The following is a 25,112-nucleotide window of genomic DNA, read 5'->3' as shown; positions in this document are numbered from 1 at the left end:
CCTTCTCCAGTTTTTCAGTATTAGAGTTAAAACTTCAGGTTCACGTTTTTTGTATATGTGAATTCAAGCAGCTCGGCGAAGCATTCCTCGCGGCCTATGCCCGATTGCTTCACACCGCCAAACGGCGCACCTATAAAGTGCTGGCTCGAGTTATTGATCCACACATATCCGGTGTGGATGCGCTTGGCTGCACGATGCGCCGTGTTCAGGTTCTGTGTCCAGATGGACCCGGTGAGTCCAAAATCCACTCCATTAACTGCGCTCCACAACTCGTCTTCGTTGCTCCATTTGAAGACTGACATGACGGGGCCAAACACTTCCTCCTGTGCCAGCCGCATACTGGGCTTCATGTCTGCAAACACAGTCGGCTCAAAAAAGAAGCCGTCCTTGAGCGCTGGGTCAGCAGGCTGTTTTCCGCCTGCAACCAGCCGGCCGCCGTCTTCAATCCCTATGGCCACGTACCGCTTGACCTTTTCCAGCTGTGCTGCGCTAACCAAGGAACCCATAGTCGTCTTGGGATCAGTTGGAATACCGGGCTTGTGGCGCTCGGGCAGCAATTTGATAACTTTTTCAAGAATCTGATCGTGAATCGACTCATGCAAAAACACCCGACTCGTTGAGCCGCAGCTTTGACCGGACCAGGTGAAGTTCATGCCACCAACGATTCCGTTTACAAGTTTGTCGAGATCCGCATCGGGGTAAGCCACCAAGGCATTCTTGCCACCCAGTTCAAGAAGCACGGGCTTCAGACTGTCGGCGGCTGTTTTCATAACAGCCTTGCCCGTTGGAACTCCGCCAACCAGTGTGATTTTCTGGACCAGTGGATGTCTAGCCATGGCATCCCCGCATTCGCGTGAACCGCAAAGGAAGTTTGCGACTCCTGGAGGGAAGATATGCCCTACCAGTTCTGCCAGGCGCAGTATCGACAGCGGAGATTGGTCAGGCGCCTTAATTACGACAGTATTTCCTGCGGCCAGTGGTGCAGCCAATCTTGCAGCCGCGAACATCAAGGGGTGGTTGTAGGCTACAACCCGAGCGACGACGCCAAGTGGCTCCTGCACCGTGTAGTTGAAATTGCCGTCGCCCATCGGGATCGTCTCGCCCTTGATCTCAGTAGCGAGGCCTGCAAAGTATTCAAGGCAATCTGCGGCAAAATCCGCGTCCATTGCGAGTGCCGAAACTGGATTCCCATTGTTAAGGGAATCAAGCTGGGCCAGAGGAAGAGCATGCTCTCGGAGCACGGCTGCTGCTTTTCTCAGATAACGGCCTCGTTCGACGGGTGGGGTAGCCGCCCAGGCGGGAAATGCTTCGTGTGCGGCTCTGACCGCTGCGTCTACGTCAGATGCATCTGCCACTGGTGCCGTGGTGATGACTTCGTTGTAGGTTGGGTTGATCGTTTCGGCGAAAACGCCGGCCTTCGGTGCATGCCAGGCGCCGCCGTAATAGAGACCACTTTGCGCAGGCAAGATGCCTGCCGGTATTTCGTGTGCGTGCATATGACACCTTGTTTTTGTGAAATGAATGAATATCAAAAGGCCTATGCGCGAAGCCGACTTGTTGGAATTGGCAAATTTCTCCGCGCGAGCTTTTAGAGCTCGATGGCCCAAAGTCAATGAATAATCGGCTGCATATGGCGTTTAGTCATCGACCATTTCCGCACCTTCACAAGAGGCTGAAAGCTGCTCCCGTATAGACCGCAGATTGTTTGTTACCTGTTTCTCATCTTTTCCGGATAGGGCGTGAAGCATGGTGTGATTCACGTCTTCTGCAACCGCCATGAGCTCTTGTTCGAGAGCCGCCGCCCGCTCCGTCAGGAATACTCGCATTTTTCTGCGATCCACCTCATCACGCTCCCTCCGAATCAGGTCCTTTTTTTCCAGGCCCCGCAACATCACAACAACTGAAGGTTCGGCAACGCCTAAACGCTCGCTGAGTTCCCGTTGTGAGACACCATCTTCCTGCCAGAGGACACGGAGCAAAAACCAGCAGCTACCGGGTATGCCCCATGGTGCCAGCCTCGCGTACAGCACTCGTTTGACAAAGCGTGCTGTATCGCAAATAAGGAACCCAAGGCTCTCATCTAATCCAGGTTGAAGTCGGTCGGTGGTGCGTTTACTCATTGTCGAAGTCCAGTTCCCTCTTGATGCATTACCTGACGATAGTACTGATAAAACCCCCTTATCGGTCCTTCCGTCACCATATTGCCGTCCGCCGGTGGTTTGGCCTCTCTCCCTCCAAGCTCGAGAACTGCATCGTTGGCGGGATTGGGGCCGATGCCCGCTCGTGAATACTCCAGGACTTCAGTGTCATCCACTGAGACAAAGCCGGAGGGGCCCGTCAGGTTAGCCTGCCTGAGGCGCCGGAGGGTGGTTTCTTCAGTGTCGTCTTCGTAGCCGAAATAAGTCCAGAGCAATTCAAACTCGTTGGGTCCCATTGGAATGACATATCGCATCTGAAGACTGTTTCCCTGTTGTTGCAGGACCAGATCAGGGAATATGGTTTGAATCTGGATGGTTACATCGTCGTCATACTCTTTCGTTGCCTGGACGATACTCATGTCATTGAGCTTGAGGTTTTCCCGGAATGACTTCATGTCTTCGGTACCGGAAGTCTCGCCGGGCGCATTTCGGATCGAAGCAAAAACGTTGTGGGACAAGGTTCGAGCATCTGTGACTGTCTCGCCTTTTTGGTCGATGCGGTATAGCCCGAAGCTGATCAGGAAAACGTGGAGAAGCGATGCGTGGTATGGATCCTTGATGTTTTCCATATAAAGCTTCCAGTTGCACTTGATACGCTGTCGCTGGTAGCCAATTGCTTTTACGGGTCGCCCATTGAAAATACGAATCAGGTATTTGTAATTCTCATCACCAAGGTACTCTTTCATGGGCGGGGCGTTATGGTCAAAGCTTGCAAACACCGCGCCGTTGATATTTTCTACTTTTAATGTTCGCAGGCCGTGCTTGGCGGGATCAAAATCAGCCGGGAAGCCTCCCTTTCCCTTGACGCCCCTACGGAATGGAACCCCCATTAATTTTCCGTTCAGGTCGTACGTCCACTGGTGGTATGGGCACATTATTTCTTTTTGGCTGCCGAACTTTGCCTGGCAGATTTCAACGCCGCGATGAGCACAGCTGTTTAGAAGGACACTGATATCGCCAGAGTCTGTTCGAGTCATGATGACGGAGCGCTCGCCGATAGTCGCCCGCTTGAAGTCTCCGGTGTTTGGTGTCTCGCTCGCCAGGCCAATCAGATGCCAATGCGGGCCGTAAAAAATGCGCTCCAGTTCCTGGCTGTAATTTTCGGCGTCTGTGTAAACCCACTGGGGAATGCGTGAACAGTCGTCCCGCGACCAGATCTTGATGGGCTTGAGTTCAGAACCTGCTTTTTGATCTGACATAGAAAATCTCCACTAAATATTGAAAAGAAACACAGCCTCAAAAGCCTAGGCTGGAAAAACCAGCGCGCCGGCGAGAAGCTCTGAGTCAAAAACCACGATTCTTTCGCTGAACTTTGGTGTTCCGTCGCCAAGATCGATGGAGTCGAAAGTACGCCCAACAAGTTGAATATGGGTTGTACCGTCTACCAGTGTTTGGTAGATGGCCAGCATGCTTCGTGTCTTTAAAAGGTCGCCCTGCACGCTTACGATCCGGACTCCGCTTACAAGGTGAGTAATGCTGCGCGCGGAGTAGACAAGAGTTTCCTTGATAGCCACGACGCGATCTTTTAGCGCGCCTTTGCTCTCGGCGAACATGGGGCCGATTCTGAGTTTTCGGTCGTAATTAGTTTTTGGAATAATGCGGTAAAGACATTTTTCAGTGAAGAATTCTGGCCAGGTCTCGATATCACCATCGCAGATTGATTCTGCATATCGGGTGTAAAAATCGTTGATCTTCAAGTGCAGATTGAGGTCGGTCATGTTCACTTCTCTTTTTTGGTTTCTGACACGGATCGGCTGCGGACAGTCGACTCCGGTTCTTCCCGGTAAAGATGTGCGGCCTCCAGAAGAGGGGCATCGCTTACTGAAAAAAGCAATGCTTCCGAGCTGGAAGAATTGTTTTGATGTTCTATCCATGCCCACGTAGGCAGGACGAATAAATCGCGGGGACCCCAGCTAATCTCGGTCTCACCAATGCGTGTTGTGCCATGGCCTTCAATGACATAAACCACTGTGCTTGAGGTCTTGCGATGTTTCTGACCCTTAAACCCTGGCCGCAGGCGTTGTACACAGCAGCGCAAGGTAGGCAGGGCAGGTCCCCCGGTTAGCGGATTTACATATTCGAGGATCACTCCATCGTTTGGTGAACCATCCGAATCGGCAAAAACATCCAACTGCCGCCGTACTTCTTTCCAGGGGTAGCGGCAAGGCAGGTCACCGGTTGGCGGTTTTTCCCATAGTGGACGGACGATGCCTGTCCGTGCAGAAAGGTGGTGACTTGAATCTGGAAGTAGTTGTTGAGTGGTTTGACCCAATGGTTCGTACGCCATCTGTCCAAGCGAGAGCATTAATGGCACGTCCAGAACGTCTAGCCATATACCCAGTCCGTCGCTCTCGTTGTGATGGTCGTGCCAGCTCCAGGCGGGCGTCAGAACGAGATCATTTGGCTCCATCGGAAGAGGTTCGCCATTCACGACGGTGTAGAGTTTAGTGTCGCCTTCAATAACAAATCGAAGGGCTGATATTGGGTGCCGATGCGCCCATGCCACTTCTCCAGGTTTGACAATCTGCATACCAGCCAGAATTGTCTGCGTAGTGCCGCCGCGCTCCAGACCAGGATTTATAAAAGAAAGATTGCGACGTGCAGTAAAGCTCTCGGGCATAACTGCGCATGCCTCCATCAACTGCTTCTGAATGGCTTCCCATTTCCAGAGCATCGCGCGTACCGTTGATTTGGGTCCACCGATGAGGCGTTCGAGCATCTCGTCGTACTGCCACTGGCCTCGCATTGAAGACTCAGCTAAAGCCGTATCAAATTCCTGAAGCGTTTTGACAGGGGTACTGGTTGAGGTTCCGTTAGTCATAGGTCTCTCCGATTCTCATCAGGAAGATTTGGTGTATTCGCGTTGCAACTCTGCCCACCTCTGTCCACAGACGCGCGAGCCTTCTACATAATCGGCGGGTGCTGCAAGGTATGGTGGCCGGCATGGGCCTGGTTCAAACAGCCCGGCTTCGCGAAAGCGAACATGACCGAGCGGAATGCTGTAGTCCATGAACTTGGATAGATCCCCACCAGGAAACATTGCGCGAACCGCCCAATTCAAACGCTCGCTGATGGCGCTGGCTTCGCTCCATTTTTGACTCAGGATCGCCTTTGACAATGCAACCAACGGAGCTGGGGCGCAGGCGACGCTTCCTGACCAGCAGGCAACTGCGCGTTCTGGATGTGCCTTTGCCAGTTCATACCAGTCAATTTCCAGCGGCAACAGTCGAATCCTGTCGCCCACCGCCAACAAGTCGGGCACAAGTGCAGGCCCACCTACGTGCTTTGAGGCGATGATCTCGGGGATCTCAGCGAGCGCACGGTATGCAGCAGGTGAAATCTTTCCTTTAAAGGCGGAGGGGTTGTCGTATGCGACCAGTGGCACTCCAGGCAATGCAGCCGCCACGTCCTTGTAGAAGCGGACTATGGCTATGTCATCCATCGCAAGCCACATCGGACGTCCGACGAACAAGCCATCCGCCCCGAGCGCCATCAGGTCGCGCCCCCTTTGAATCGTGTCGCGGGTATTTAAAGTGGTAACGCCAGCAAACACTGGACGACGGCCTCCGACTGTTTTAACGACACATTCTGTAAAAGAGCGGAGTTCTTCCCAGGTCAGTGTTGCGCACTCGCCGAACGTTCCAGTCGTCATGATGATGTCAACACCAGCGTCAACAACCGTACGTACCATTTTGATAGTCTGATCGAATTCAATGGTGTTCTGAGCCGCCCAGCTCTCGGCATCGGGGGTTGCGGGGGTAGGAATAATCCCAACGACACCGCGAATATCTTGCATGGTCAACTTCATATTTTTCTCCAGAGGTTGGAAGTTATTTAAAGACTCAAATATTTCGACATGATTTCAGGCGAGTCAGACAGCTCAGAAGAGTTGCCCTTCCAGACAACCCGGCCTTTTTCAAGGATGTAATGCCGATTCGCCAAGCCCAGCATCGGCTTGATGTTTTTGTCGATGACTAGTAGAGACAGACCCTCATTCTTGAGCCTGGCAAGGCATGACCAGATTTCGTGACGGATAAGAGGTGCTAGTCCCTCGGTAGCCTCGTCGAGGATAAGAAGTTGGGGGTTGGTCATCAACGCTCGTCCGATAGCCAGCATCTGCTGCTCTCCACCGGATAGATCGCTGCCCAGGTTTTGGATTCGTTTGCGCAGACCAGGGAAGAGTTCGTACACGCTATCCACAGTCCAGATAGTTGACATGCTTCCCTTGCGCTGCATCGCCGTTGCAACAAGGTTCTCGTTGACGCTCAGATTGGGGAATATCCCGCGCCCTTCCGGAACAATCCCCATACCCAGACGTGCAATCACATAGTCCGGTTTCCCGGCAACCTGTTGCCCGCAGAAAAAGACAGATCCACTTTCAATTGACTTCATTCCCATCAGGGCCTTAACGAATGTCGTCTTGCCCATTCCATTGCGGCCGAGCAGGGACACGAACTCTCCACGACCGATCTCAATTTCGGCGTCAAATAACACCTGACTGGCGCCGTATCGAACCGATATATTTTTTGCAGTGAGTACGTTCCCGATCACGAAACCAGCCCCTCTTCGCCGATATAGGCTTCTATGACCCTTGGGTCTGACCGAATTTCGTCAGGATGCCCGCTTGCAATGACCTTGCCGTAGACCAACACGCTGATTCGATCTGCAAGTTCGAACACCGCCTGCAAGTCATGCTCGATAAGTACTATGGTCATGGTTCCGCGAAGCTTTTTCAGGAGGCCGACGATCTGTTTGGATTCGGTTGGAGATGTTCCCGCCATGGGTTCGTCCAACAACAAAATCTTTGGTCGCATTGCCAGAACCATTGCAAGCTCGAGCTGTCTTCGCGCTCCATGCGCTAGAAGTGCGGCAGGGTGATTCATGGACTCCGAAAGGCCGACGGCTTCGATTGCCTGAGATGCGGGTTCGAGAAGCTTCCATTCCTGGGCGACTTCGCCCAAAACGCCAAAACTATGTCCACTCCTGGCTTGCACCGCTAGCGCGACGTTTTGTAATGCTGTGAGTTCCTCGAAGACTGAAGTGATCTGATACGAACGAGCGACACCAAGTAATGCCCTCTTGTGTATCGGCATGTGCGTGATGTCCACTCCGTCGAACGCAATGGAGCCACTATCGGGTGTAATTTCGCCAGACAACTGGCCAATCAATGTCGATTTGCCAGCACCGTTGGGCCCGATGATGGCGTGCAACTCACCGCGTGTGACTTTTAAATCCAAACCGTCTGAGGCGGCAATGCCACGAAATCTTTTCGTTAACCGTTTGACTTCCAGAAGCGAATTCATGCGTCCTGCTTCCCGCGGTTGATAAAGCTGGCCAGGCCATGTTGAACGCGAAGTCCGATGATTACGATAAACAAACCAATCAATAGCATCCAGTGAGACTGGATAAAGCTGCTGACTCCAAACGGAAGGGGCAATCCAAAATTGGCAAGTACTTCTTCCAAAAATAGCAAACAGATTGCGCCGAGAAGCGGGCCCAATACCGTGCCCATACCGCCCAAAACGACCATAACGATAAGTTCGCCCGACATGCTCCACTGCAGGTATGACGGCGATGAAAATTTGGCAAGATTGGCTAGTAGAAAGCCAGCAACTACACACACCTCAGCAGAAATTACGTATGCCAAAAGCTTGTAGCGAAGAGTTGCAAATCCAAGCGCAGCCATTCGGCGCTCGTTTAGTTTGCATCCCCTTATTACCGAACCGAATCGCGACATGGACATCCGGTAAACGCCCAAAACAGCAAAAGTGACGGTCGTCAGGCAAAGGTAGTAAAAGACGTTGTTGTTTTCCAGATTGATGGCGCCAAAAGTGCTTCGCGAGGGCAGGGACATCCCGTCATCGCCGCCGTATTGCTTCAAGCCCACTACAACGTAATAGAACATCTGGGCAAATGCAAGGGTGATCATGATGAACGCTACCCCGGTAGTGCGCAAACAAACTAGGCCGACGACCAATGAGATCGCCGCGCCGGCGCACAGGGCAACACCCAGATGGAGTGCCGCGTTTGATATTCCGGAGTCCGAGATGATTGCGACCGTATATGCGCCGACGCCTATGTAGAGGGAGTGCCCAAAACTCACCATGCCTGCATAACCGAGCGCGATGTTCAACCCGATCGCTGCCAGCCCAATAATGAGTACGCGAGTCAGAAAGGTGACGTAATACTCTTGGTTGGCCAGATCTGCAAAAAGTGGAAACAGTGCAAACAACGCAAAAGTTGCGAGTCCGATCCAATTGCGGCGGCTGTTCAGTTTTGACATTAGATTAGCCATGCTTGACAGGGAACAGTCCTTGGGGCCGCAGTGCAAGAACACATGCCATCAGCAGATAGATCATGATGGAAGCAAGGGCAGGGCCAATTGCTTGCGCAACAGATCTTTCGAACGTGGCGCGCAATAACATTGGTATATAGACTCTCCCCACTGTATCGGCGATACCAATGACCATGGCGCCGAAAAATGCTCCTCTAATGGAGCCGATCCCCCCGGTGACAATCACGACCAACGTCATGATGAGAATGGGCTCTCCCATACCTGGCTGCACTGAGGTGATTGGTCCGGCCATTACGCCCGCCAATCCAGCTAGTGCAGCACCAAACGCAAATAGGCAACGCTTGAGCAGCACGACGTTCACGCCCATGGCGCTGGCGATATCGGATCTCGATGCTGATGCCCGAACCAGCATTCCCAGGCGGGTGTGACGAATAAAAAAGTAGAGGCCTGCGGCAACCGCCAGTGACAGGGCGATTATTAGCAGCCGATAGCTCGGATACGGGTTGCCGAGAATTTCTACAGAGCCCGAGAAAGCTTTGGGGCTTCCTGCATGTATAGACGTTGCGCCCCAAAGTATCCTTGCCAGCTCATTGAAGAACAACACCATTCCGAATGTGACGAGGACCTGATGCAGGTGTGAACGCTCATACATGTGGGCAACTATGAGTCTCTCCACGATCACGCCAAGTAGTGCACCTCCCCCAATGCCGGCCAGCATGGCTGCTGAAAATGATTCAGTGGCGGCAAAGGCGGATGCTGCGAAATACGCACCCATCATGAAAAGGGAACCATGTGCCAGATTGATAAAGTTCATGATGCCAAATACAAGCGTCAAGCCAGCTGACAGCAAAAACAGAAGCGCTCCGAGCTGAATTCCGTTCAGTAGTTGCGTAAGAACTAAAGACAAAATTCATCTCCTCACTTCATCGCACATAAGGCGTGATAGGAGTCTGCTTGAGATTTGAAGGGAGTCGCAATTGTCTTGAGACTGACGCGACCCCGTGTATCTTTGGCGACCTCTTGAATATTGAAGTTTTGAATCGGAAAGTTGTTATTTCCGAACTTGAATGGTCCGCGAACTGATTTGAAATCAGCGGATTTAAGGGCTGCCATAAAAGATTTTTTATCCGCCACATTGCCTTTGACTTTGGCTATTGCTGAATCAAGTAGCAAAGCAGCGTCATAGCTTTGCGCCGCAAACGCGGCAGGAATGCGGTTGTGTTTACGCTCGAACTCTTCGACAAACTGTTTGTTTGCCGCATTGTCCAGATCGGGACCCCATGGGAACGCGCCCAGAACACCCAAGGCTGTTTCTTTCAAAGCCGGCAGGGTTGTGCCATCCACCGCACCACCGGACATCAATGGAATCTTTCCCATAAGTCCTGCTTGCTGATACTGCTTGACAAAATTGATGCCCAGGCCGCCTGGATAAAACACGAACACACCGTCGGGTTTTGCTGCGGACAGTTGGGTCAACTCGGCGGAAAAATCGGGCTGGTTTAGTGGGGTATATATCTCGTCAACAATCTGTCCCTTAAAAGTGCGCTTGAACCCAGCCAGGAAATCTTTACCGGCCTGGTAGTTGGGCGCCATCAGGTAGACCTTCTTGAGCCCCTTTTCATTTGCATGGACTCCGAACACTTCAGCGAGTTGGTCCACCTGCCAAGAAACAAGGAATTGATAAGGCGAGCATGCGGCGCCGGCAATCGGTGATGGTCCGGCGTTGGAACCTATCAGGAACACTTCTTTGTCCGTGACAGGCTTTTGTATTGCCATCATGATGTTGGAGAAGGTGACGCCCGTGATGATTTGGACTTTTTCGCGGTCAATTAATCGCTGAACCGCCTGCATGGCTACGTCGGGCTTTAGTTGGGTGTCTTCTTTTATGACTTGGACCGGGACACCGCCAAGCTTGCCACCATTGCGCTCAACCACAAGCATGAAGCCATCGTATTGGTCCTGCCCCAACGCACCTTGAGGACCAGACAGTTCTCCTAAAAATCCTATTTTCAACGGCGTTTGTGCGCTGACACAGGCTCCAGTGAGTAGGGCGGCAAAAAATACCGAAACGGATAAAAGTGCTTTTTTCATAGGGTCTCCTTTAGTGGTTTTCGACAAGGCCTCAAACGTAACGCTGTCATTCACCAGTAGAACGCGCCAGAAAGATCACGCCGTCCTTAAGTGAAGTTTTATAGGTCTTTAAAGAGATATCGCATGGGGCTGCGGTGGCCTCTCCGGTCCGTACATCAAACATTCCCTGATGCAGTGGGCATTCAATGAATTCACCGATGAGAAAGCCATCGGAGAGTGACGCAAGTCCGTGGGTGCATTGATCCTGGGTTGCATAAAAGCATCCCTCGACGTTGTATATGGCTACTTCTGAACCCTCGTGCATTACCTTCTTGACGTGTCCTAAGGGCACTTCGGTTGCCTCAATAGCCGTTGAGAAAATGTCTCCAGCTTGAGCTTCGCCAGAGGGATCAGCGTGGTCTGTTTGGAAAGTCATTGAATAAATATAGCAATATACTTAGATAACTAACTAAGTATTTTCCCGGACTTGGTTTTTTCGTAAAGCCAGAATGGAACCCAGTCACGGGCGAGATGTTGCGTTGCCGCTCGACATTAGCGGTGACTGCCCAGGTTGGTGTTAAAGGTGTTTGACCGTTAGCCACATTCCGCTCGAAAGCTATTCGAGGGTGATGCGGGCATCTCGGATGAGTTGCGTCCAAACCTCGTGATCCTTGCTGATAGTCTTGCGCATCTCATCAGGACCGTCCACTCGAAGGTCGTTTCCAGCAGCCGAGACTCGCTGCAGGATTGCAGGACTGTTCTTCATCGATCTGAGCTCGTCTGAGATCCGGCGTGTGATCGCTGGAGGGGTGTTGGGCGCTGAAAGGAGGCCTACCCACATCATGGTGTTTACGGGAATGCCGCTTTCTGCCAAGGTGGGCAAATCGGGTAGGGCGGCAAGCCGCCGGTTGTCAACGGTGGCGATACCCTTTACGCGGCCAGCTTGAATGTGAGGGAGAACTCCATCAGCGGCGCTGAACATGACATCAATCCGCCCTGCAATCAAATCCGGCATGATCAGGTTCGTTCCCTTATATGGCACGAGATTCATCTTCGTTCCGGTTTTGTTCATGAACAATTCTGCAAGCAGATGCTGCGGTGAGCCATTTCCGGATGTGCCGCAAGCCAAGACGCCTGGATTATTTTTCGCGTAGGCTACAAGCTCTTGTACCGATTTGACTGGAAGATCTTTTCTTACTGTCACAACAAATGGAACTCCAGCAAGCACACTGATTGGTGCGAACGCTAACGGATCAAAAGGAAGTTTGGGAAAGAGGGCTGAGGCCCAAGTCAAACCGCTTTGACCAAGCAGCAAGGTGTATCCATCGGGCGTGCTCTTTGCAACAAAGTCAGCGGCGATATTTCCCGCTGCGCCTGGCCTGTTGTCTACTACTACGGGTTGACCAAGTCGCGGTTGCAAGTATTCCGCAACAATCCTGGCGAGGGTATCGGGTGTGGTTCCAGGGGGGAACTGGACGATGATCTTTATTGGCCTGGAAGGGTACACATCCTGAGCCCCGCCTTGCGCTTTGGCGAGTCCTCCAACCGAGGTTAGTACAGCCGATGCCGCGATGTTTAAACACACTCTTCGTCTCATGTTGGCTGCCTTCTTTTTTGATGGTGTTGCGCAGCTTGCGGTTGCAAGTTGTGGCGAAGACTAGCTCAGGCAGCCATGTTCGCCAATCTTGACGATTACTCAACCAATGCGCGTCAGCCATGCGAATCTGGTTAACCCGCATTGAGTGTTAATCAAGATTGTCTGGGCCAGCCGGTATTACTAGACTCGACGTAATCCAACACCGAGGAGCTACGCATGAACAAGATTGAATTCGCACCTATCGTCAATTCCGAAGCCGAGTGGATGATTGAGATCAACAAATTTGCCGCGAAACAGGCCCCGAGCTTTTTTCACATCCACGCCAAGTTGCCGCGGCTTGGCCGAACCAACCAGGTCCTTGGTGCATCTCGCCAAATGAACGTGGTGCTGAAGACCTATGCCACGGGCGGGGAAAATGAGCTGCATGCGCACTCTAACGAGGATCACCTATTTGTGGTGCTGCAGGGCGGAGCGATTTTTTATGGGCCCCGTGGTGAAATGCGAGAGGTGGCAAAAAACGACTGCGTTTTGATACCTTGCGGCGCGCTGTACAAATTTCACGCCAAAGAAGAAGAGCCGCTCGTCTTACTTCGCATTGGGGCTGCTATAGATCCTACGGGAAACATCTTGGCACGCATCGATGAAAAGGGCGCTCCATTTGGTGGCTACTCTGAGAAAAACAAGGAAGTCCCCTATGAACTTCACGACGACAAGGTATTTGGCTGAACTGTTTGATCAACCGATACAGACAGACTGACACCGTCTCGCTCTGTCGATTTTGGACAAATCAATTATTACGACGGCTAGAAACTGATTTATGCATGCAGAGATGGAAAACCCGACCGTGTTCGTTTGCCGGGATCATGCAGTTGATCCACTGTTGGACGAAATAGCTGACAACCTGCGTAGCGCAAATGTAGAGGTTATTCGAGGGCCTCATTCAACTCCTGGTTCAGTGTTGGAGTACGAACCTGCGACGTTCAATGCATTGTTCGGTCGAGCCCATGTAGCCATGTTCAGCTCACGATCAAGATGTTCGCGAGCGGTCCTTGAGGCTTCGGGTCAATTAAGAGGAATCGTTAATCCTACGATCGGAACCGAAACCATTGATATCGCTGCAGCAAACGAGTTGGGAATTCTGATTGGGCATGGAGCGGTAAGGGAGAACTATGAGAGTATGGCCGAGGCTACCGTCATGCTTGTGCTGGCGCTGATGTATCAGCTTCACTCAGTGGAAAATATTCTGAAGGGTGTTAAGGTAAAGCCGCCTCCTGGCGCGGAAGGTGCCTTGGCGCGAATGATCAAGGGCTCAACCGTCGGAATTATTGGCTTTGGAAAAATCGGCCAAGCCGTCGCCAAGAGGCTCAATGCATTTGGAGCGAGGGTTCTGGCAAATAGTCGGTCGTTGACTGCCGGGACTCAAGGCGAGGGCGCCACTGCGGTATCGCTCGAAACGCTATTGAGAGAGTCTGATGTTGTAATCGTGGCTGTAGCCATCAACTCAACCAGTCGCAAGCTTATTGATAAGACAGCAATTAGTTTGATGAAGGCCGGTGCATATATCGTCAATATCGCTCGTGGTGATGCCGTTGATGAGATTGCCTTAATCGATGCGTTGCAGAGCGGGCGCATTGGTGGCGCCGCACTCGATACCTTTGAAGTTGAGCCCTTGCCACAATCTAGTCCACTCAGGAAGATGAGTAATGTCATCCTGACGCCGCACATGATTGGCCACTCCAGAGAGGTCTACGAAGCACTTGTGCCGGCGGCAATGGAAAACATTTGGAGGCTCTTGGCTGGAGAACTTCCACTCTATCTCCGAAATCCAGAAGGCATCGAAGCTTTTCGCCAGAGGGTATCGCGTCTCAAACAAGCGGTCGAAATGCGATAACCTCTTTAGGTGGCGTGGAAGATTACTCTTCCTGGATGTTGGCTGCTTTGGTAATACTGCCAAAGCTCTTTAGTTCGGCCGCTATTTGTTCGCCAAACTTCTGTGGAGTGGAGCTAGCTGGCTCTACTCCGAGCCCATTCAACTTCGTTTTGACATCGGGCGAATTCACGGCCTTCGCAATCTCTTCGTTGAGCTCTTTGACGATCGCGTCAGGCGTCTTGGCGTTTGCCAGAAAGCCTAGCGTTATTACGATGCTATAGCCAGGAAGACCGCTCTCGGCAATTGTTGGGATATTTGGGGCCAATGCGGAGCGCTTGGGTTCAGCGATGGCAAGTATTTTTACCTTGCCGCCTTGTGCGAATGCGTTTGCGAGGGTGAGTCCAGCAAAGGTGGCAATTACTTCGCCGCTCGCTACGGCAGGCGCGGTCTGTGATGCACCTTTGTATGGGACGTGGGTCATCTTGAGTCCTGATGACTGTTTGAACAACTCCATTGCCAAGTGATGAGCCGTGCCGTAGCCAGAGGATCCGTAGGGGGCGTCGGGATTACGCTTTAGATAATCCACAAGCTCTTTGACAGATGTAGCAGTCTCAGGCTTGGCAATAAGAAAAATGGGTGAGGTTGATGCCAAGCTCACCGGCTTCAAATCCTTGAGTGGATCAAAGGTCGACTTTCTCCTGACATTCGGTGCAATTGAGTAGGTCGATGAGTCGGCCAACAACAAAGTTAGTCCATCAGGTGGAGCGTTCTTGACAGTATCAACTGCGACGGTTCCGCCGGCGCCAGGACGGTTGTCGACTACCACGCTGTACTTTCCGCCCTGTTGGATTTTTTCCCCAATCACCCGTGCGGTACTGTCTGGCGAACCACCTGGCGGATACGGAACGACAATTCTCAGCACCTTGGTCTGCGCGTGAGCTGTCAACGCCATCAACGGTACTAAACAAGAAATCCAAACTAATTTTTTAAACAACACAGTCTCCTGAATATTTTTCAACGAGAGCGCAATATAGGACCGAACGCAGAGTCGTTCAATCTTGACTATTCATCAATCCAAACAGCGATCCGCTAATAAGTTGATGAACAATCAACATTGACGCCGCACATAAGTACACACAGACTCAGTGTTATTACTAGTAAGCAACAAGCGATATCGGCGCACGACAATTTATGTATAGAGACGTTACTTTTTTGGCTCACGCGAACAAGGGTTTACCCTGCTGTGGAAGTTCTGTGTTGAAGGACCTCATGAATGGCGCAGAGTGTTTGCGAGGTGCCGACCTGAGCCCATCCCAAGTGGTTTCCTTTTAAAGGCCGCCCGCGTAGATATGCCCAAGAACACACCCGCCAGTTGGAGAAAGGCTCGTCTGACGTCACCTTCGAAGTCGGTACGCGGGAATGCGTCGGCTGAAATCAGTGACGACAACAGCGCGGTGGACAAGAAGTTTCTAGATATGAAGCAGGCGACGGCCATACTTGGGGTCAAACCCCAGACACTCTACGCATATGTGAGTAGGGGATTGGTGAGAACGGCTTCCCAGGCGGGAAGAAAAGCCAGCCTGTACAGCCGTGAAGATGTCGAGTCAGTGGCTATGCGAAGTCGCAAGGGAACACCTGAACTTGCAGTTGGCGACAGATCAATGCGGTGGGGGGCTGGACTTATATTGCCCACCTCAATTTCATCAATTGAGGCGAATGGTCCTCATTACCGTGGCAGAAACGCCGTCGATCTTGCTCGTGCATCTCGCACCTTTGAGGACATAGTGGAACTGTTATGGACAGGTGTATTGCCGGTGGAGTCGCCAACATGGAGTCCGCCCACAGTCCCCGAGGCTTTCCCTCCATTTGCCGCAGTGTTGCCTGCAATTGCGAAGTTGAGTAATTCGCGCAGACTTCTCGCCCTAATCGCGGAGGCTTACACCGCCTCGGCTGGAAAAAATCCAGAGTTGTCTCTGGGAGCCCCTGTTCTCGCAGCACGCCAGTTGATCCAGGTTCTGATTCCTGGCATCGGTTTATTGCGACCAAAACCCAGATACGAACTTTCACTAAATGCAGAAATGCTCGCGGCAAAAGTGGCTAGAGCTGCGGGAATTTCTATAACGTCTGAATCAGTGGAGGCCATCAACATATGTCTAGTGCTGTCGGCTGATAACGAGTTGTCCACTTCGACATTTGCTGCGCGTGTCGCAGCATCAGCCGGCGCTGATATTTTTTCATGCGTCAATACGGCTCTGGGCGCGTTTGAAGGACTTTTGACAGGTTTAGGATGTGATCAGGCGGAGCTGCTGTTGCACAGGGCCTCATCACCCAAGGAGTATGTCGCTGCTCTAAATGCTTGCATCAAAAGAAAAGAAGCCCTTCCTGGATACAACCATCCGCTCTATCCGGACGTAGACCACCGAGCCGAGTTCATGTTGGAAGCTGCAGTGGCGCTTAACGGTAAGAACCCCGCTGTTCGGGCTGTGGTGGAGTCTGTTCGTGCGGCTGGAGAAGAGTTAGGCGCTAGGCCTAGTCTTGCCATCGGATTGGTGGCGATGTCTACCGCGCTTGGCATGCCCGCTCATTCGCCTGGTGTATTGATGGCCATTGGAAGAAGCGCAGGTTGGGTAGCGCATGCATTCGAGCAAAGACTTGGCGGATATATGGTTCGCCCAAGAGCGCGGTATGTGGGCCCAAGTTTTTTGACATCGGAACATTCGTAGGCCGTTAACAGTCGTATAAACGCTTTGATCTCTGCACCAAAGTGGTGGCGATACGAGTTGGCACCTGCAGTTTACGGGGCTACATTCCTCGTGGAAAAGCCAAATCAATTGACGAATAATCAAGATTGATGAAGTTGCTGCAACTGACTAAAGTTCACTCCTGTTTTACGCCAAAACGTCGGCGTGCTTATCCGGAGAAAGAATGGAAAATTCAGTCAATGAACCTCGCGTACCCGCGGCTGCTCCTGCGAAAGTATTCAATACACAAGCGGATTTTCTAAGGGAGTTTCCGCTGACTGGCCCGGACACCTTGGGCGGAAAAATGCTTCGCCGCTACTGGCATCCCGTATGCCTATCAAAAGATCTTCAAGACATACCGTATCCAGTTCGGATGTTGAGCGAAGACTTGGTCGCGTTCAGAGGGCTTGATGGAAAAGTTGGTCTCATAGGAGACCGTTGCGCGCATCGTTGTGCCTCGTTGCAATACGGGCAGATTCGTGCAGAAGGTCTGGAGTGCTCATATCACGGCTGGACCTATGACCGCAAAGGTGCTTGTGTCCGCATGCCGCTGGAACCCCTCAACACACCGCTGCTCGCGAAAGTCAAGCAGAAGTGGTATCCCGTAGAGGAGTGGGCTGGGATTGTCTGGACTTATATGGGACCTGGCGGCGACTCGCCCCCACCACTTCCAAAAATTGACATTCTGGCTAGAACCGATGGAGAGCTGGTTGTAGAGCGAGGAGACTTTCGGAATTACAACTATCAGAACTTCCTGGAAAACTTTGCAGATATGGGTCATGTGTACGTGCTGCACATGCTAGCTCCGGGCGAAACGCCGGAAGATGTGGCGCCGCATTGCGATACATCGGTTGATATCGAGTGGCGTCATATTACCCACAAGTCATTTGATACGTCTTTTGGCATGAAGAGCGTGCTTGTTCACAACACCTCTGATCCTGACAAAAAGTTTGTGAATACCTGGAGCATTGCGCCCCCCGCCCATTGGCGTTTTGGGGGAATCAGTGCCGGGCTGCCACCAGACTTCACAGATGACCGTCGCGAATCCGGTGGAATGTTGCGAATCATTGACGATGGGCACTTCGAGATGTTTCGTCACACATTGGTACGGCCGGGGAATTTCCGATCAACTTTTTTCCCGAGAGACTCAGACAAAAGTCGTGGTCTTGCCGAGGGGACAGCAGGTCCGCGTGAAAAAAAGGATTACGACTACCGTAAATATCCTGCTTGGGAAGGCAGGCCTCCATTGGAGGATCTTGTCATTCAGGAATCACAGGGAGTTATTCCTCCGCGAGAGCACGAGCTGCTGGCTACGTCGGATACGGGAGTGGTGATGCTGAGGAGGTTGTGGAGGCGATCTATGGAAGCCGTTGCGCAAGGTCGCGAGCCATTCCAGATCAAGGTTGATGAGAATGGAATTTTCAAGGTCGACACTTTCAAGGGATTTGCCAAAGCTTCCGAAATGAAGTTGGGGCCAGAAAACATGCCGTCGTCTGAAGATGGACGAGGCTTGATACGTGACACTAACGGAAAGGCAGTATTCGCATGAGTGCTTCAACGGTGACACCAACGGTCCGAAGAGAAATCGAGTGGGACTGCCAAAAGCTGCTCCTGCAGTTCTATGGTTATCTGGACGAGAAGCGATATGACGACTTGGCTGACCTGTTCGCAGAAGACGGCGCCTGGGTTAGGTTGGGCAAGGAATTAGTGGGGCCTGTCGGCATAAAAAAAGCTATGACGGAACGCGAGTCCTGGTTGACCATGCACCTTGTGACGAATGTCCGCATCAATGTCATAGATGAAGACCATGCAGAAACCATCCAGTACATCACTCTATACAGGCAAGAAGGTGTTGATCCCGAAGCTGGCCCACCTCCAGTCGTGATGCCCCTTGGACTACTAAGGCACACCGACAAACTGGTGCGCATAAACGGAGTGTGGAAATTCAAACGCAAGGCCAGCCGAGCAGTGATGGTCAATCGGGATCGGGTAACGCATTACGACAAGCCCGTCGCTTCTTAGATCCTAAAACCTTGCCACATCGAACACTACTAAGGAAGACATGATTAACGCAAAAGATATTCAGGGCCTTTACGCCATCCTACCAACACCTGCTACAAAAAACGCGGGTGAATTGGATGCGCAAAACACCGTTGATCTGGAAGAGACGGAGCGCTTGGTAAACAGGCTGATTGCCGATGGCGCCAACGGTCTGATTGCGCTTGGAACGACAGGTGAATGCGCCACCCTATCCAACCCGGACTACGAAACCTTTGTCTCCTGCCTTTTGGAGGTTGTTGGTAAGCGCGTACCCACTTTCGTTGGCACCTCAGCCCTTGGCGGCCATGAGGTAAGCCGGAGGATGAAGCTGGTGAAGGATCTCGGTGGTGATGGAACGCTGTTAGGTCCGCCGATGTGGCAACCCGTGACGGACAGAAGCGCAGTGGACTTTTATGCGGGCCTTTCAAAAGTTCATCCTGATTTGGCCATCATGGTCTACGCCAATGCACGAGCGTTTCGCTATACCTTTCCTGATGAATTCTGGGCAGGTGTGGTTGCACAGGCACCTACCGTGGTTGCTACAAAGCACTCCAGGCCAAAGAGCCTCACGGACCTCCTGAAGATCGTCGGCGGGAAAATCAATGTGGTACCCAACGAAATGACTCTGGAGATGTTTTTCTCTGAGTCACCCACCACAACGACGGCCTGCTGGGCTACGGCTGCGAGCATGGGCCCGCAGCCCGTAGTCGCTTTGATGAAAGCAGTCTTGAGTGGCAACCAGTCGGAGGTGAAACGCCTTTCGGCGGCTCTCAAGTGGGCCAACGAACCAGTCAGGCCCCTCATTGCGGACCGTGAGGTATTCGCTCAGTACAACATCCAAATAGAGAAAGCGCGGATCAACGCTGCTGGCTACTGTAACGCTGGTCCATATCGACCGCCTTACCAATACCTACCCGATGAAATGCTGGCTGCGTCTGTCACTTGTGGACAACGCTGGTCGGCTCTGTGCCGCGAAGAGAACTTCAATATCCCTCAGGCCGAAACTATTTAACCAAGAGACAAATCAAATGATTGAATCGCGAATGTTGATCGGCGGAGAGCTGGTCGCTGCAAAGTCCGGCGAATGGATTGATTCCCTAAACCCGGCAACCGAGGAAAAGATTGGGCGTTTTCCTAGTGCTGCAAAAGAAGACGTAGATGCTGCCTACGTAGCTGCTGAAGCAGCGCAAGTTAAATGGGCGGCATTATCTTCTGGCGATCGTGCCCATATGCTGCGTAACGTAGCAGCTGGCATTCGAAAGCGGGCTGATGAAGTTCTTCGCGTCGAAGTGATGGATACAGGTAACACCATCAGCAAAATGAAAGCCGATGTTGAGCATGCGGCGCATGCAATCGAGTACTTTGCGGGATTGGCGACTGAGATAAAAGGCGAAACTGTACCCGCCAGTTCGGACAACCTGCACATCACTATCCGTGAACCCTATGGCGTTGTGGGCCGCATTGTCCCCTTCAATCATCCAATAAAGTTTGCTGCACACGCTCTTGCTGCCCCCTTGATGGCTGGCAATTCAGTAATCGTCAAACCCCCGGAGCAAAGTTCCCTGTCCGCAGGTATTCTGGCCGAGATCTGCAAGCAAGAGCTTCCGCCTGGCGTCGTCAATATTGTCACGGGTTACGGCCGGTCTGCCGGTGACGCGATTGTTAGACATCCAGGGATTAAGCGCATCGCATTCACTGGGTCTGTACCTACCGGGCTTGCAATACAGCGCTCTGCAGCTGAGATTGGCGTGAAGTGCATCACGCTTGAGCTGGGAGGTAAAAATCCACTCATTGCCTATCCTGACCAAGATCCGGAAAAAATTGCCGAAGTGGCTGTTCAGGCTATGAATTTTTCCTGGCAAGGCCAGTCGTGCGGTTCAGCCAGCCGGCTCATGCTCCATGAATCAATATACGACGCGGTGATGGAAAAACTGCTCAAGAGGGTTGCTTCCATCAAAATGGGTGATCCGCTGGATGCAGGATCCCAAATGGGTCCATTGAATTCCAAGGCGCACTATGACCGCGTTTGCTCCATGGTCCAGGCCGGGCTTGATGATGGCGCCAAGCTGCTCATCGGTGGCAAGCGCCCAGAAGGCGATGCTTTCAAAAAGGGGTACTGGCTGCAGCCGACCGTATTTGGAAACGTGACTTCTGAGATGCGGATTGCTCGTGAAGAGATTTTTGGCCCAATTCTTTCTGTCTTCAAGTGGAGCGACGAGGCAGAAACTTTCCGCATTGCCAACAGTACCGAGTATGGCTTGACGGCTTCTATCTGGACAAACGATATCAAAACCGCGATGAGAGCGGCACGCACCATTAAGTCTGGCTATATCTGGATCAACAACAACTCAGCTCATTACTACGGCATGCCCTTTGGTGGTTTCAAGAACAGTGGGTTGGGTCGGGAAGAGGGTTCTGATGAACTGCTCAGCTACACGGAAAACAAAAGCATCCACATCAAACTGTAGGACCTTATTGTGAATAACGATATGGCTGACAAGCATTTAGTTGCGGGCCTGGAGAGCTTCCAGCTGGAGGTTAAGAACCTGAATCAGGCAAAAACCTTTTACCGCGAAGTGTTTGGTCTCGAATTCGCGGGACCGCCTATGACTGGTTCCACGTTATTTCGTGCAAACGGAACCACACATCACGTTGTTGAACTGGTTGAGGGGAAGCGATCAAGGTTCGTTGGCATTGAACTCTCAACGTCAAGTCGTTCCGCTGTAGATATCCTGGTTGGGCGGTTGGGCGATGCAGGCTTCAGTATCAGCCATCCCCCAGCCCTGCTGAGCGATGTGACTGGCGGCGGCTATGGGGCGACGGTGGAAGGTGTTGAGGGTCTTAGGATTCAACTGGTTTATGGGCGCGTGTCACATAGCCATGTGTTGGAGGACCGGACGAAACCCCTATGCCTCACGCATGTTGTTCTCAACAGCAATGAGTTTGAAAGGCAAATTAACTTCTTCATCGGAATTCTTGGCTTTCGCGTAAGTGACATCACGGAGCGAATGACGTTTCTGAGGTGCGGAGCAGACCACCACACCATCGCATTGGCTCATGGCGATTCCATGTCTCTGAATCATGCTGCGTTTGCGATGGAGGATTTCGATTCGCTTATGTATGGCAGTGGGCGTCTACTGGAATTCGGTCACGCGATTGAATGGGGACCTGGCCGCCACGGTCCTGGAAATAACGTGTTTTGTTACTTCATCGATCCTGAGGGCTTTGCAGTCGAATACACCACTGACATGGATCAGGTTGACGAGAGCTACGAGGTGGGTAGTGCTGAGTACTGGACCAATTTTCCAAAGCGGCCCTGCCGGTGGGGTGTGGCAGGAAAACCCTCCGAAAAATTGGCCATGGCTTTCGCGGGTAAGGGATTGATCAATGACTAAACAGCTTATTGTTGTTACCGGCGGCAGTGGAGCGCTGGGGCAACAGGTGATCGCTGAACTTTTCAGGCATGGATGGGAAGTACTCAGTTTGGATAGGCGGCCACACCCTGGTGGTCATAAACGCTCCTGGGTTGTTGATTTGCTGGACAGTGGGGCTGTGTACGAGGCTTGCCAAGGCGCCGCCGGCATCGTCCACTTGGCTGCACATATTGCCCCAGACTTGGCCAGCGACTGCGCCACCTTTGGTGACAACGTGCGCATGACCTATAACGTCTTGAAGGCTGCGATAGACAACAAACTGGAGAAGATTGTTCTCGCTTCCAGCACCGCTGTTTATGGATTTCTTTATGGCCGAAAAGGCGAGACTCCCGCCTATTTGCCCGCAGACGAATCGCATCCAACCCTTCCAACCGATCCTTACGGACTCTCCAAGGTGGTTGGGGAACGCGTCGCCGATTCTTTTGCTGCCAGGACAAATGCCTCGATTACGAGTTTGAGATTTCCCGGTATCAGCTATGACCCTAAATATGAGCGAGTGCAAAACCTTCTAAATGATCCGGGATTTCGCGCGCCCGGTTTCTGGAGTTATGTTGATGTGCGGGATGCCGCGGTGGCAGTTCGGCTTGCACTAAGCAGAAATAAGCCAGGGCACCGTGTTTACAACATTGCGTGCGACACCAGCAATATGCGGCAGCCCACTTCCGAACTGATCCAAACGTTTTATCCTGGCCTGCCAGAAAGACGGATTTCCTCGTCTACAAACTGGAGTGGAATTGACTGCTCAGCAGCCAGGCAGGAGTTGGGGTTTGTTCCGCTGCACAGGTGGGAGAACGCCCCCGCCAGTAACCAAACATAAAAATAACTGTTGCCCATGATTAACCAATTGCCCCTTACGCTCGGCCTCGGACCTTACGATCACACACGGGACATCACAGATGGCAGCGTTCCTGTTGAAGGTGTACGGCTCAGGCCCTTAAATCTGCCGATTGAAGAAATTTTTTATCGCTTCACCATGTACCGTGAGTGGGACATCTCAGAGATGTCGACTGCGAAGTATCTTGCTTTACGCGCTCAAGACGACAACAGCATCCAGGCGTTGCCGGTCTTCATCTCCAGAGCTTTTCGCCATTCCATGTTTTATGTGAAAGCCAATAGCGCTGTAAAGCGTCCCCAAGACCTTGTCGGGAAACGTGTCGGTATTCCTGAGTGGGCTCAATCTGCTGGCATTTATGGCCGAGGTTTTCTCAGTGACTACTTGGGAATCGATCTAAAAAGCATCAAGTGGATACAAGCTGGGGTTAATGAGCCTGGACGAATTGAAAAGGTGAAACTGCATCTTCCCGAGGGCATCAGCTTCACAGCGGCGCCCGACAAGTCTTTGAACGAGATGCTTCTCAACGGGGAGATCGATGCAGCCATGTCAGCACGTGCGCCCGATTCCATGGGCAACGGTATTGAGAGGCTGATGCCGGAATACCAGTCCTTGGAGGAGCAGTATTTCAAAGACACCAGAATTTATCCAATCATGCATGCACTGGTGGTTAAAAGCTCGATCCTGGAGCAGCACCCATGGGTAGGAATGAATCTCTACAAAGCTTTTAATATTGCCAAGAATCAATCGTTGGAGCGCCTGTCGGACGTCACCGCCTCCCACGCTCCGTTGGCGTGGTTGAAGGAATACACGGACCGTATGAAAGCATTGTTTGGAGATGACTTCTTTCCATACGGCGTCGGAAGTGATGTCGGTGGACAAATCAACCGCGCAACACTTGCTGCATATTGCAAATTTGGATTTGAGCAGGGGGTTTGTAAGAGGCAGCTGGATGTGGATGAGCTATTCCCAAAATCTGTGCTTTCTTCCTTCAAGGTCTAAACGTCCTGCATTTAGACCTTCACCTGCAGATCATCTAGCGGTAGTCGTCCAAAGCGAACCTGAATACTTGACTAGGTGTGTGGATCTGTCTTAAAGTGCGCCGCTGTTTACGCTATTTTTTTGCCTCGGTTACCAGCCATCCGGCCAGCTTCTCGGCATAGGGATCGAGCTTGCTTGAGGTGACACGCCTGGCGTATCTGGGCTCACTCTCCTCCGATCTGAGGTACTTCTTTACTGTGTTGCGTGCGAGGCCTGTACGCCGTGCAATTTTGCGGATGGACATCTGCTCTCGCAGTGCCCAGCGCCTGATGACATTCAAAGTCGCCACGTCTATCACTCCTGAGTTCCCCTGCTTTTGAAAACTAGCAGGGTAGGGCCTACGTGGATCAGGTTTCGATGGAAATCACCACTCTTTGCGGGTCAGATTTCAGCAGCATTCAACATCCTGAACGTCGTTAGACTCTGTTGAACGATAAAACATACTTGTAAGTGCAAGGGTCACTTTGAAGTCGCGTACAGGCGCTTAAGCAGTGTTTAACTCGTTGACGGCGGCATATCGTCCAGAACTAAAAGCAAGCGGGCGCTTAGCATTCTTTTCGCAATATTCGACTCGTCCCAAAAATACCGCATGATCTCCACCAGGATATATAGCTACTCGCGCGCACTGCAACGTAGCAGCGCAACCGATAAGCACTGGTATCTCACCGATACCTCGCTCAAAAGCGACGCCGTCGAATCGATTTGGTGCGGGCGAAGAAAAGCGTTGCGATAGTTCGATCTGGTCTACGGCAAGAATATTTACTACAAACCTATCTGCATCTCTGTATGCAGGAAAACTTAGTGCGTTGAGTCTCTGGCTCCATAACACCATTGGAGGGTCCAATGAAACCGACGAGAAAGAGTTAGCCGTCACGCCGCGCGGCAATCCGTCCGGTCCCAGACAAGTTATGACAGTAACTCCGGTCACAAAGGTACCAAAAATGCTTCGCAATTCGCGTTCGTCGATGCTTGCCATGACAATTTTCTGCACTGG

Annotated in this window: 25 protein-coding genes and 1 pseudogene; 10 read left to right on the top strand and 16 right to left on the bottom strand. The window is 52.0% G+C overall.

What is annotated here, in order from left to right:
- Positions 1–26 precede the first annotated feature (26 nt).
- The 13 genes from ACFQND_RS27040 to ACFQND_RS26980 all read right to left on the bottom strand — a co-directional run bounded on the left by ACFQND_RS27040 (position 27) and on the right by ACFQND_RS26980 (position 12,148).
- Positions 27–1,496: an aldehyde dehydrogenase family protein gene (locus ACFQND_RS27040; protein WP_371439432.1), complete on the bottom strand. Its 1,470-nt coding sequence runs from the start codon at positions 1,494–1,496 to the stop codon at positions 27–29.
- Positions 1,497–1,637: 141 nt separating this feature from the next.
- Complete coding sequence (locus ACFQND_RS27035; protein WP_371439433.1) at positions 1,638–2,120, bottom strand: MarR family winged helix-turn-helix transcriptional regulator; 483 nt, start codon at positions 2,118–2,120, stop codon at positions 1,638–1,640.
- Complete coding sequence (locus ACFQND_RS27030) at positions 2,117–3,397, bottom strand: aromatic ring-hydroxylating oxygenase subunit alpha (RefSeq protein ID WP_371439434.1); 1,281 nt, start codon at positions 3,395–3,397, stop codon at positions 2,117–2,119. The genes ACFQND_RS27035 and ACFQND_RS27030 overlap by 4 nt, the downstream gene beginning before the upstream one ends.
- A 45-nt stretch (positions 3,398–3,442) precedes the next feature.
- On the bottom strand, positions 3,443–3,916 hold the full coding sequence (locus ACFQND_RS27025) for an aromatic-ring-hydroxylating dioxygenase subunit beta (protein WP_371439435.1): 474 nt from the start codon (positions 3,914–3,916) through the stop codon (positions 3,443–3,445).
- 2 nt (positions 3,917–3,918) lie between these two features.
- Positions 3,919–5,019 carry a cupin domain-containing protein gene (locus ACFQND_RS27020; protein WP_371439436.1) on the bottom strand — a complete coding sequence of 367 codons (1,101 nt, stop codon included), beginning with the start codon at positions 5,017–5,019 and terminating at the stop codon, positions 3,919–3,921.
- An 18-nt stretch (positions 5,020–5,037) separates the two neighbouring features.
- A complete protein-coding gene (locus ACFQND_RS27015) occupies positions 5,038–6,006 on the bottom strand; it encodes a dihydrodipicolinate synthase family protein (protein ID WP_371439437.1) in 969 nt (322 codons plus the stop codon).
- Between the two features lie 26 nt (positions 6,007–6,032).
- Positions 6,033–6,746, bottom strand: coding sequence for an ABC transporter ATP-binding protein (locus tag ACFQND_RS27010; RefSeq protein ID WP_371439489.1), 714 nt, complete (start codon positions 6,744–6,746; stop codon positions 6,033–6,035).
- Entirely contained in the window at positions 6,746–7,501 is a 756-nt protein-coding gene (locus ACFQND_RS27005) for an ABC transporter ATP-binding protein (RefSeq protein WP_371439438.1), read from the bottom strand. The genes ACFQND_RS27010 and ACFQND_RS27005 overlap by 1 nt, the downstream gene beginning before the upstream one ends.
- Entirely contained in the window at positions 7,498–8,481 is a 984-nt protein-coding gene (locus tag ACFQND_RS27000) for a branched-chain amino acid ABC transporter permease (protein WP_371439439.1), read from the bottom strand. Before ACFQND_RS27000 ends, ACFQND_RS27005 begins: the two co-directional genes overlap by 4 nt.
- 4 nt (positions 8,482–8,485) lie before the next feature.
- Positions 8,486–9,400: a branched-chain amino acid ABC transporter permease gene (locus ACFQND_RS26995; protein ID WP_371439440.1), complete on the bottom strand. Its 915-nt coding sequence runs from the start codon at positions 9,398–9,400 to the stop codon at positions 8,486–8,488.
- Between the two features lie 11 nt (positions 9,401–9,411).
- A complete protein-coding gene (locus tag ACFQND_RS26990) occupies positions 9,412–10,584 on the bottom strand; it encodes an ABC transporter substrate-binding protein (RefSeq protein ID WP_371439441.1) in 1,173 nt (390 codons plus the stop codon).
- A 46-nt stretch (positions 10,585–10,630) separates the two neighbouring features.
- Positions 10,631–10,999 carry a non-heme iron oxygenase ferredoxin subunit gene (locus tag ACFQND_RS26985; RefSeq protein WP_371439442.1) on the bottom strand — a complete coding sequence of 123 codons (369 nt, stop codon included), beginning with the start codon at positions 10,997–10,999 and terminating at the stop codon, positions 10,631–10,633.
- A gap of 180 nt (positions 11,000–11,179) precedes the next feature.
- Positions 11,180–12,148, bottom strand: coding sequence for a Bug family tripartite tricarboxylate transporter substrate binding protein (locus tag ACFQND_RS26980; RefSeq protein WP_371439443.1), 969 nt, complete (start codon positions 12,146–12,148; stop codon positions 11,180–11,182).
- 228 nt (positions 12,149–12,376) lie between these two features.
- Between ACFQND_RS26980 and ACFQND_RS26975 the strand changes: the two genes are divergently transcribed.
- Complete coding sequence (locus tag ACFQND_RS26975) at positions 12,377–12,886, top strand: cupin domain-containing protein (RefSeq protein WP_371439444.1); 510 nt, start codon at positions 12,377–12,379, stop codon at positions 12,884–12,886.
- Positions 12,887–12,977: 91 nt separating this feature from the next.
- Positions 12,978–14,051: an NAD(P)-dependent oxidoreductase gene (locus tag ACFQND_RS26970; protein WP_371439445.1), complete on the top strand. Its 1,074-nt coding sequence runs from the start codon at positions 12,978–12,980 to the stop codon at positions 14,049–14,051.
- Positions 14,052–14,073: 22 nt separating this feature from the next.
- On the opposite strand, the gene ACFQND_RS26965 is transcribed toward ACFQND_RS26970, so the two are convergent.
- Positions 14,074–15,024, bottom strand: a complete 951-nt coding sequence (locus tag ACFQND_RS26965) for a Bug family tripartite tricarboxylate transporter substrate binding protein (RefSeq protein WP_371439446.1) — start codon at positions 15,022–15,024, stop codon at positions 14,074–14,076.
- A 460-nt stretch (positions 15,025–15,484) separates the two neighbouring features.
- On the opposite strand from ACFQND_RS26965, the gene ACFQND_RS26960 reads away from it, so the two are divergent.
- The 8 genes from ACFQND_RS26960 (at position 15,485) to ACFQND_RS26925 (ending at position 24,079) form a co-directional block, all read left to right on the top strand.
- Entirely contained in the window at positions 15,485–16,753 is a 1,269-nt protein-coding gene (locus tag ACFQND_RS26960; RefSeq protein WP_371439447.1) for a citrate/2-methylcitrate synthase, read from the top strand.
- Between the two features lie 202 nt (positions 16,754–16,955).
- On the top strand, positions 16,956–18,320 hold the full coding sequence (locus tag ACFQND_RS26955; RefSeq protein ID WP_371439448.1) for a Rieske 2Fe-2S domain-containing protein: 1,365 nt from the start codon (positions 16,956–16,958) through the stop codon (positions 18,318–18,320).
- Positions 18,317–18,793 (top strand): nuclear transport factor 2 family protein, encoded by a 477-nt coding sequence (locus tag ACFQND_RS26950; protein WP_371439449.1) that lies wholly within the window; start codon positions 18,317–18,319, stop codon positions 18,791–18,793. Before ACFQND_RS26955 ends, ACFQND_RS26950 begins: the two co-directional genes overlap by 4 nt.
- A 40-nt stretch (positions 18,794–18,833) precedes the next feature.
- The gene (locus tag ACFQND_RS26945; RefSeq protein WP_371439450.1) at positions 18,834–19,823 is read left to right on the top strand and encodes a dihydrodipicolinate synthase family protein; all 990 of its coding nucleotides are present in this window, start codon (positions 18,834–18,836) and stop codon (positions 19,821–19,823) included.
- 16 nt (positions 19,824–19,839) lie between these two features.
- Positions 19,840–21,279: an aldehyde dehydrogenase family protein gene (locus ACFQND_RS26940; protein ID WP_371439451.1), complete on the top strand. Its 1,440-nt coding sequence runs from the start codon at positions 19,840–19,842 to the stop codon at positions 21,277–21,279.
- 21 nt (positions 21,280–21,300) lie between these two features.
- On the top strand, positions 21,301–22,206 hold the full coding sequence (locus ACFQND_RS26935; protein WP_371439452.1) for a VOC family protein: 906 nt from the start codon (positions 21,301–21,303) through the stop codon (positions 22,204–22,206).
- Positions 22,199–23,062, top strand: coding sequence for an NAD-dependent epimerase/dehydratase family protein (locus ACFQND_RS26930; RefSeq protein WP_371439453.1), 864 nt, complete (start codon positions 22,199–22,201; stop codon positions 23,060–23,062). Before ACFQND_RS26935 ends, ACFQND_RS26930 begins: the two co-directional genes overlap by 8 nt.
- A gap of 15 nt (positions 23,063–23,077) precedes the next feature.
- Positions 23,078–24,079: a 4,5-dihydroxyphthalate decarboxylase gene (locus ACFQND_RS26925; protein WP_377415175.1), complete on the top strand. Its 1,002-nt coding sequence runs from the start codon at positions 23,078–23,080 to the stop codon at positions 24,077–24,079.
- A gap of 115 nt (positions 24,080–24,194) precedes the next feature.
- Here the strand turns inward: ACFQND_RS26925 and ACFQND_RS26920 are convergent.
- Together ACFQND_RS26920 and ACFQND_RS26915 are read right to left on the bottom strand one after the other, a co-directional pair.
- Positions 24,195–24,416 (bottom strand): annotated as a pseudogene (locus ACFQND_RS26920) (helix-turn-helix domain-containing protein); the annotation flags it as partial.
- A 186-nt stretch (positions 24,417–24,602) separates the two neighbouring features.
- The gene (locus tag ACFQND_RS26915) at positions 24,603–25,094 is read right to left on the bottom strand and encodes a flavin reductase family protein (RefSeq protein ID WP_371439455.1); all 492 of its coding nucleotides are present in this window, start codon (positions 25,092–25,094) and stop codon (positions 24,603–24,605) included.
- Between the last annotated feature and the right edge of the window lie 18 nt (positions 25,095–25,112).

The sequence above is a fragment of the Polaromonas aquatica genome (assembly GCF_042659145.1).
Lineage (GTDB): Bacteria > Pseudomonadota > Gammaproteobacteria > Burkholderiales > Burkholderiaceae_C > Polaromonas > Polaromonas aquatica.
Note: the sequence above shows the minus strand (reverse complement) of the source record. Positions and strands in the feature narration are given on the sequence as shown.

Bases quoted from the DNA above. Each gene is read 5' to 3' on its own strand.
- ACFQND_RS27040 (WP_371439432.1), bottom strand. From the start codon at position 1,496: ATGCACGCACACGAAATACCGGCAGGCATCTTGCCTGCGCAAAGTGGT.
- ACFQND_RS27035 (WP_371439433.1), bottom strand. From the start codon at position 2,120: ATGAGTAAACGCACCACCGACCGACTTCAACCTGGATTAGATGAGAGC.
- ACFQND_RS27030 (WP_371439434.1), bottom strand. From the start codon at position 3,397: ATGTCAGATCAAAAAGCAGGTTCTGAACTCAAGCCCATCAAGATCTGG.
- ACFQND_RS27025 (WP_371439435.1), bottom strand. From the start codon at position 3,916: ATGACCGACCTCAATCTGCACTTGAAGATCAACGATTTTTACACCCGA.
- ACFQND_RS27020 (WP_371439436.1), bottom strand. From the start codon at position 5,019: ATGACTAACGGAACCTCAACCAGTACCCCTGTCAAAACGCTTCAGGAA.
- ACFQND_RS27015 (WP_371439437.1), bottom strand. From the start codon at position 6,006: ATGAAGTTGACCATGCAAGATATTCGCGGTGTCGTTGGGATTATTCCT.
- ACFQND_RS27005 (WP_371439438.1), bottom strand. From the start codon at position 7,501: ATGAATTCGCTTCTGGAAGTCAAACGGTTAACGAAAAGATTTCGTGGC.
- ACFQND_RS27000 (WP_371439439.1), bottom strand. From the start codon at position 8,481: ATGTCAAAACTGAACAGCCGCCGCAATTGGATCGGACTCGCAACTTTT.
- ACFQND_RS26990 (WP_371439441.1), bottom strand. From the start codon at position 10,584: ATGAAAAAAGCACTTTTATCCGTTTCGGTATTTTTTGCCGCCCTACTC.
- ACFQND_RS26985 (WP_371439442.1), bottom strand. From the start codon at position 10,999: ATGACTTTCCAAACAGACCACGCTGATCCCTCTGGCGAAGCTCAAGCT.
- ACFQND_RS26975 (WP_371439444.1), top strand. From the start codon at position 12,377: ATGAACAAGATTGAATTCGCACCTATCGTCAATTCCGAAGCCGAGTGG.
- ACFQND_RS26970 (WP_371439445.1), top strand. From the start codon at position 12,978: ATGCATGCAGAGATGGAAAACCCGACCGTGTTCGTTTGCCGGGATCAT.
- ACFQND_RS26955 (WP_371439448.1), top strand. From the start codon at position 16,956: ATGGAAAATTCAGTCAATGAACCTCGCGTACCCGCGGCTGCTCCTGCG.
- ACFQND_RS26950 (WP_371439449.1), top strand. From the start codon at position 18,317: ATGAGTGCTTCAACGGTGACACCAACGGTCCGAAGAGAAATCGAGTGG.
- ACFQND_RS26945 (WP_371439450.1), top strand. From the start codon at position 18,834: ATGATTAACGCAAAAGATATTCAGGGCCTTTACGCCATCCTACCAACA.
- ACFQND_RS26940 (WP_371439451.1), top strand. From the start codon at position 19,840: ATGATTGAATCGCGAATGTTGATCGGCGGAGAGCTGGTCGCTGCAAAG.
- ACFQND_RS26935 (WP_371439452.1), top strand. From the start codon at position 21,301: ATGGCTGACAAGCATTTAGTTGCGGGCCTGGAGAGCTTCCAGCTGGAG.
- ACFQND_RS26930 (WP_371439453.1), top strand. From the start codon at position 22,199: ATGACTAAACAGCTTATTGTTGTTACCGGCGGCAGTGGAGCGCTGGGG.
- ACFQND_RS26925 (WP_377415175.1), top strand. From the start codon at position 23,078: ATGATTAACCAATTGCCCCTTACGCTCGGCCTCGGACCTTACGATCAC.
- ACFQND_RS26915 (WP_371439455.1), bottom strand. From the start codon at position 25,094: ATGGCAAGCATCGACGAACGCGAATTGCGAAGCATTTTTGGTACCTTT.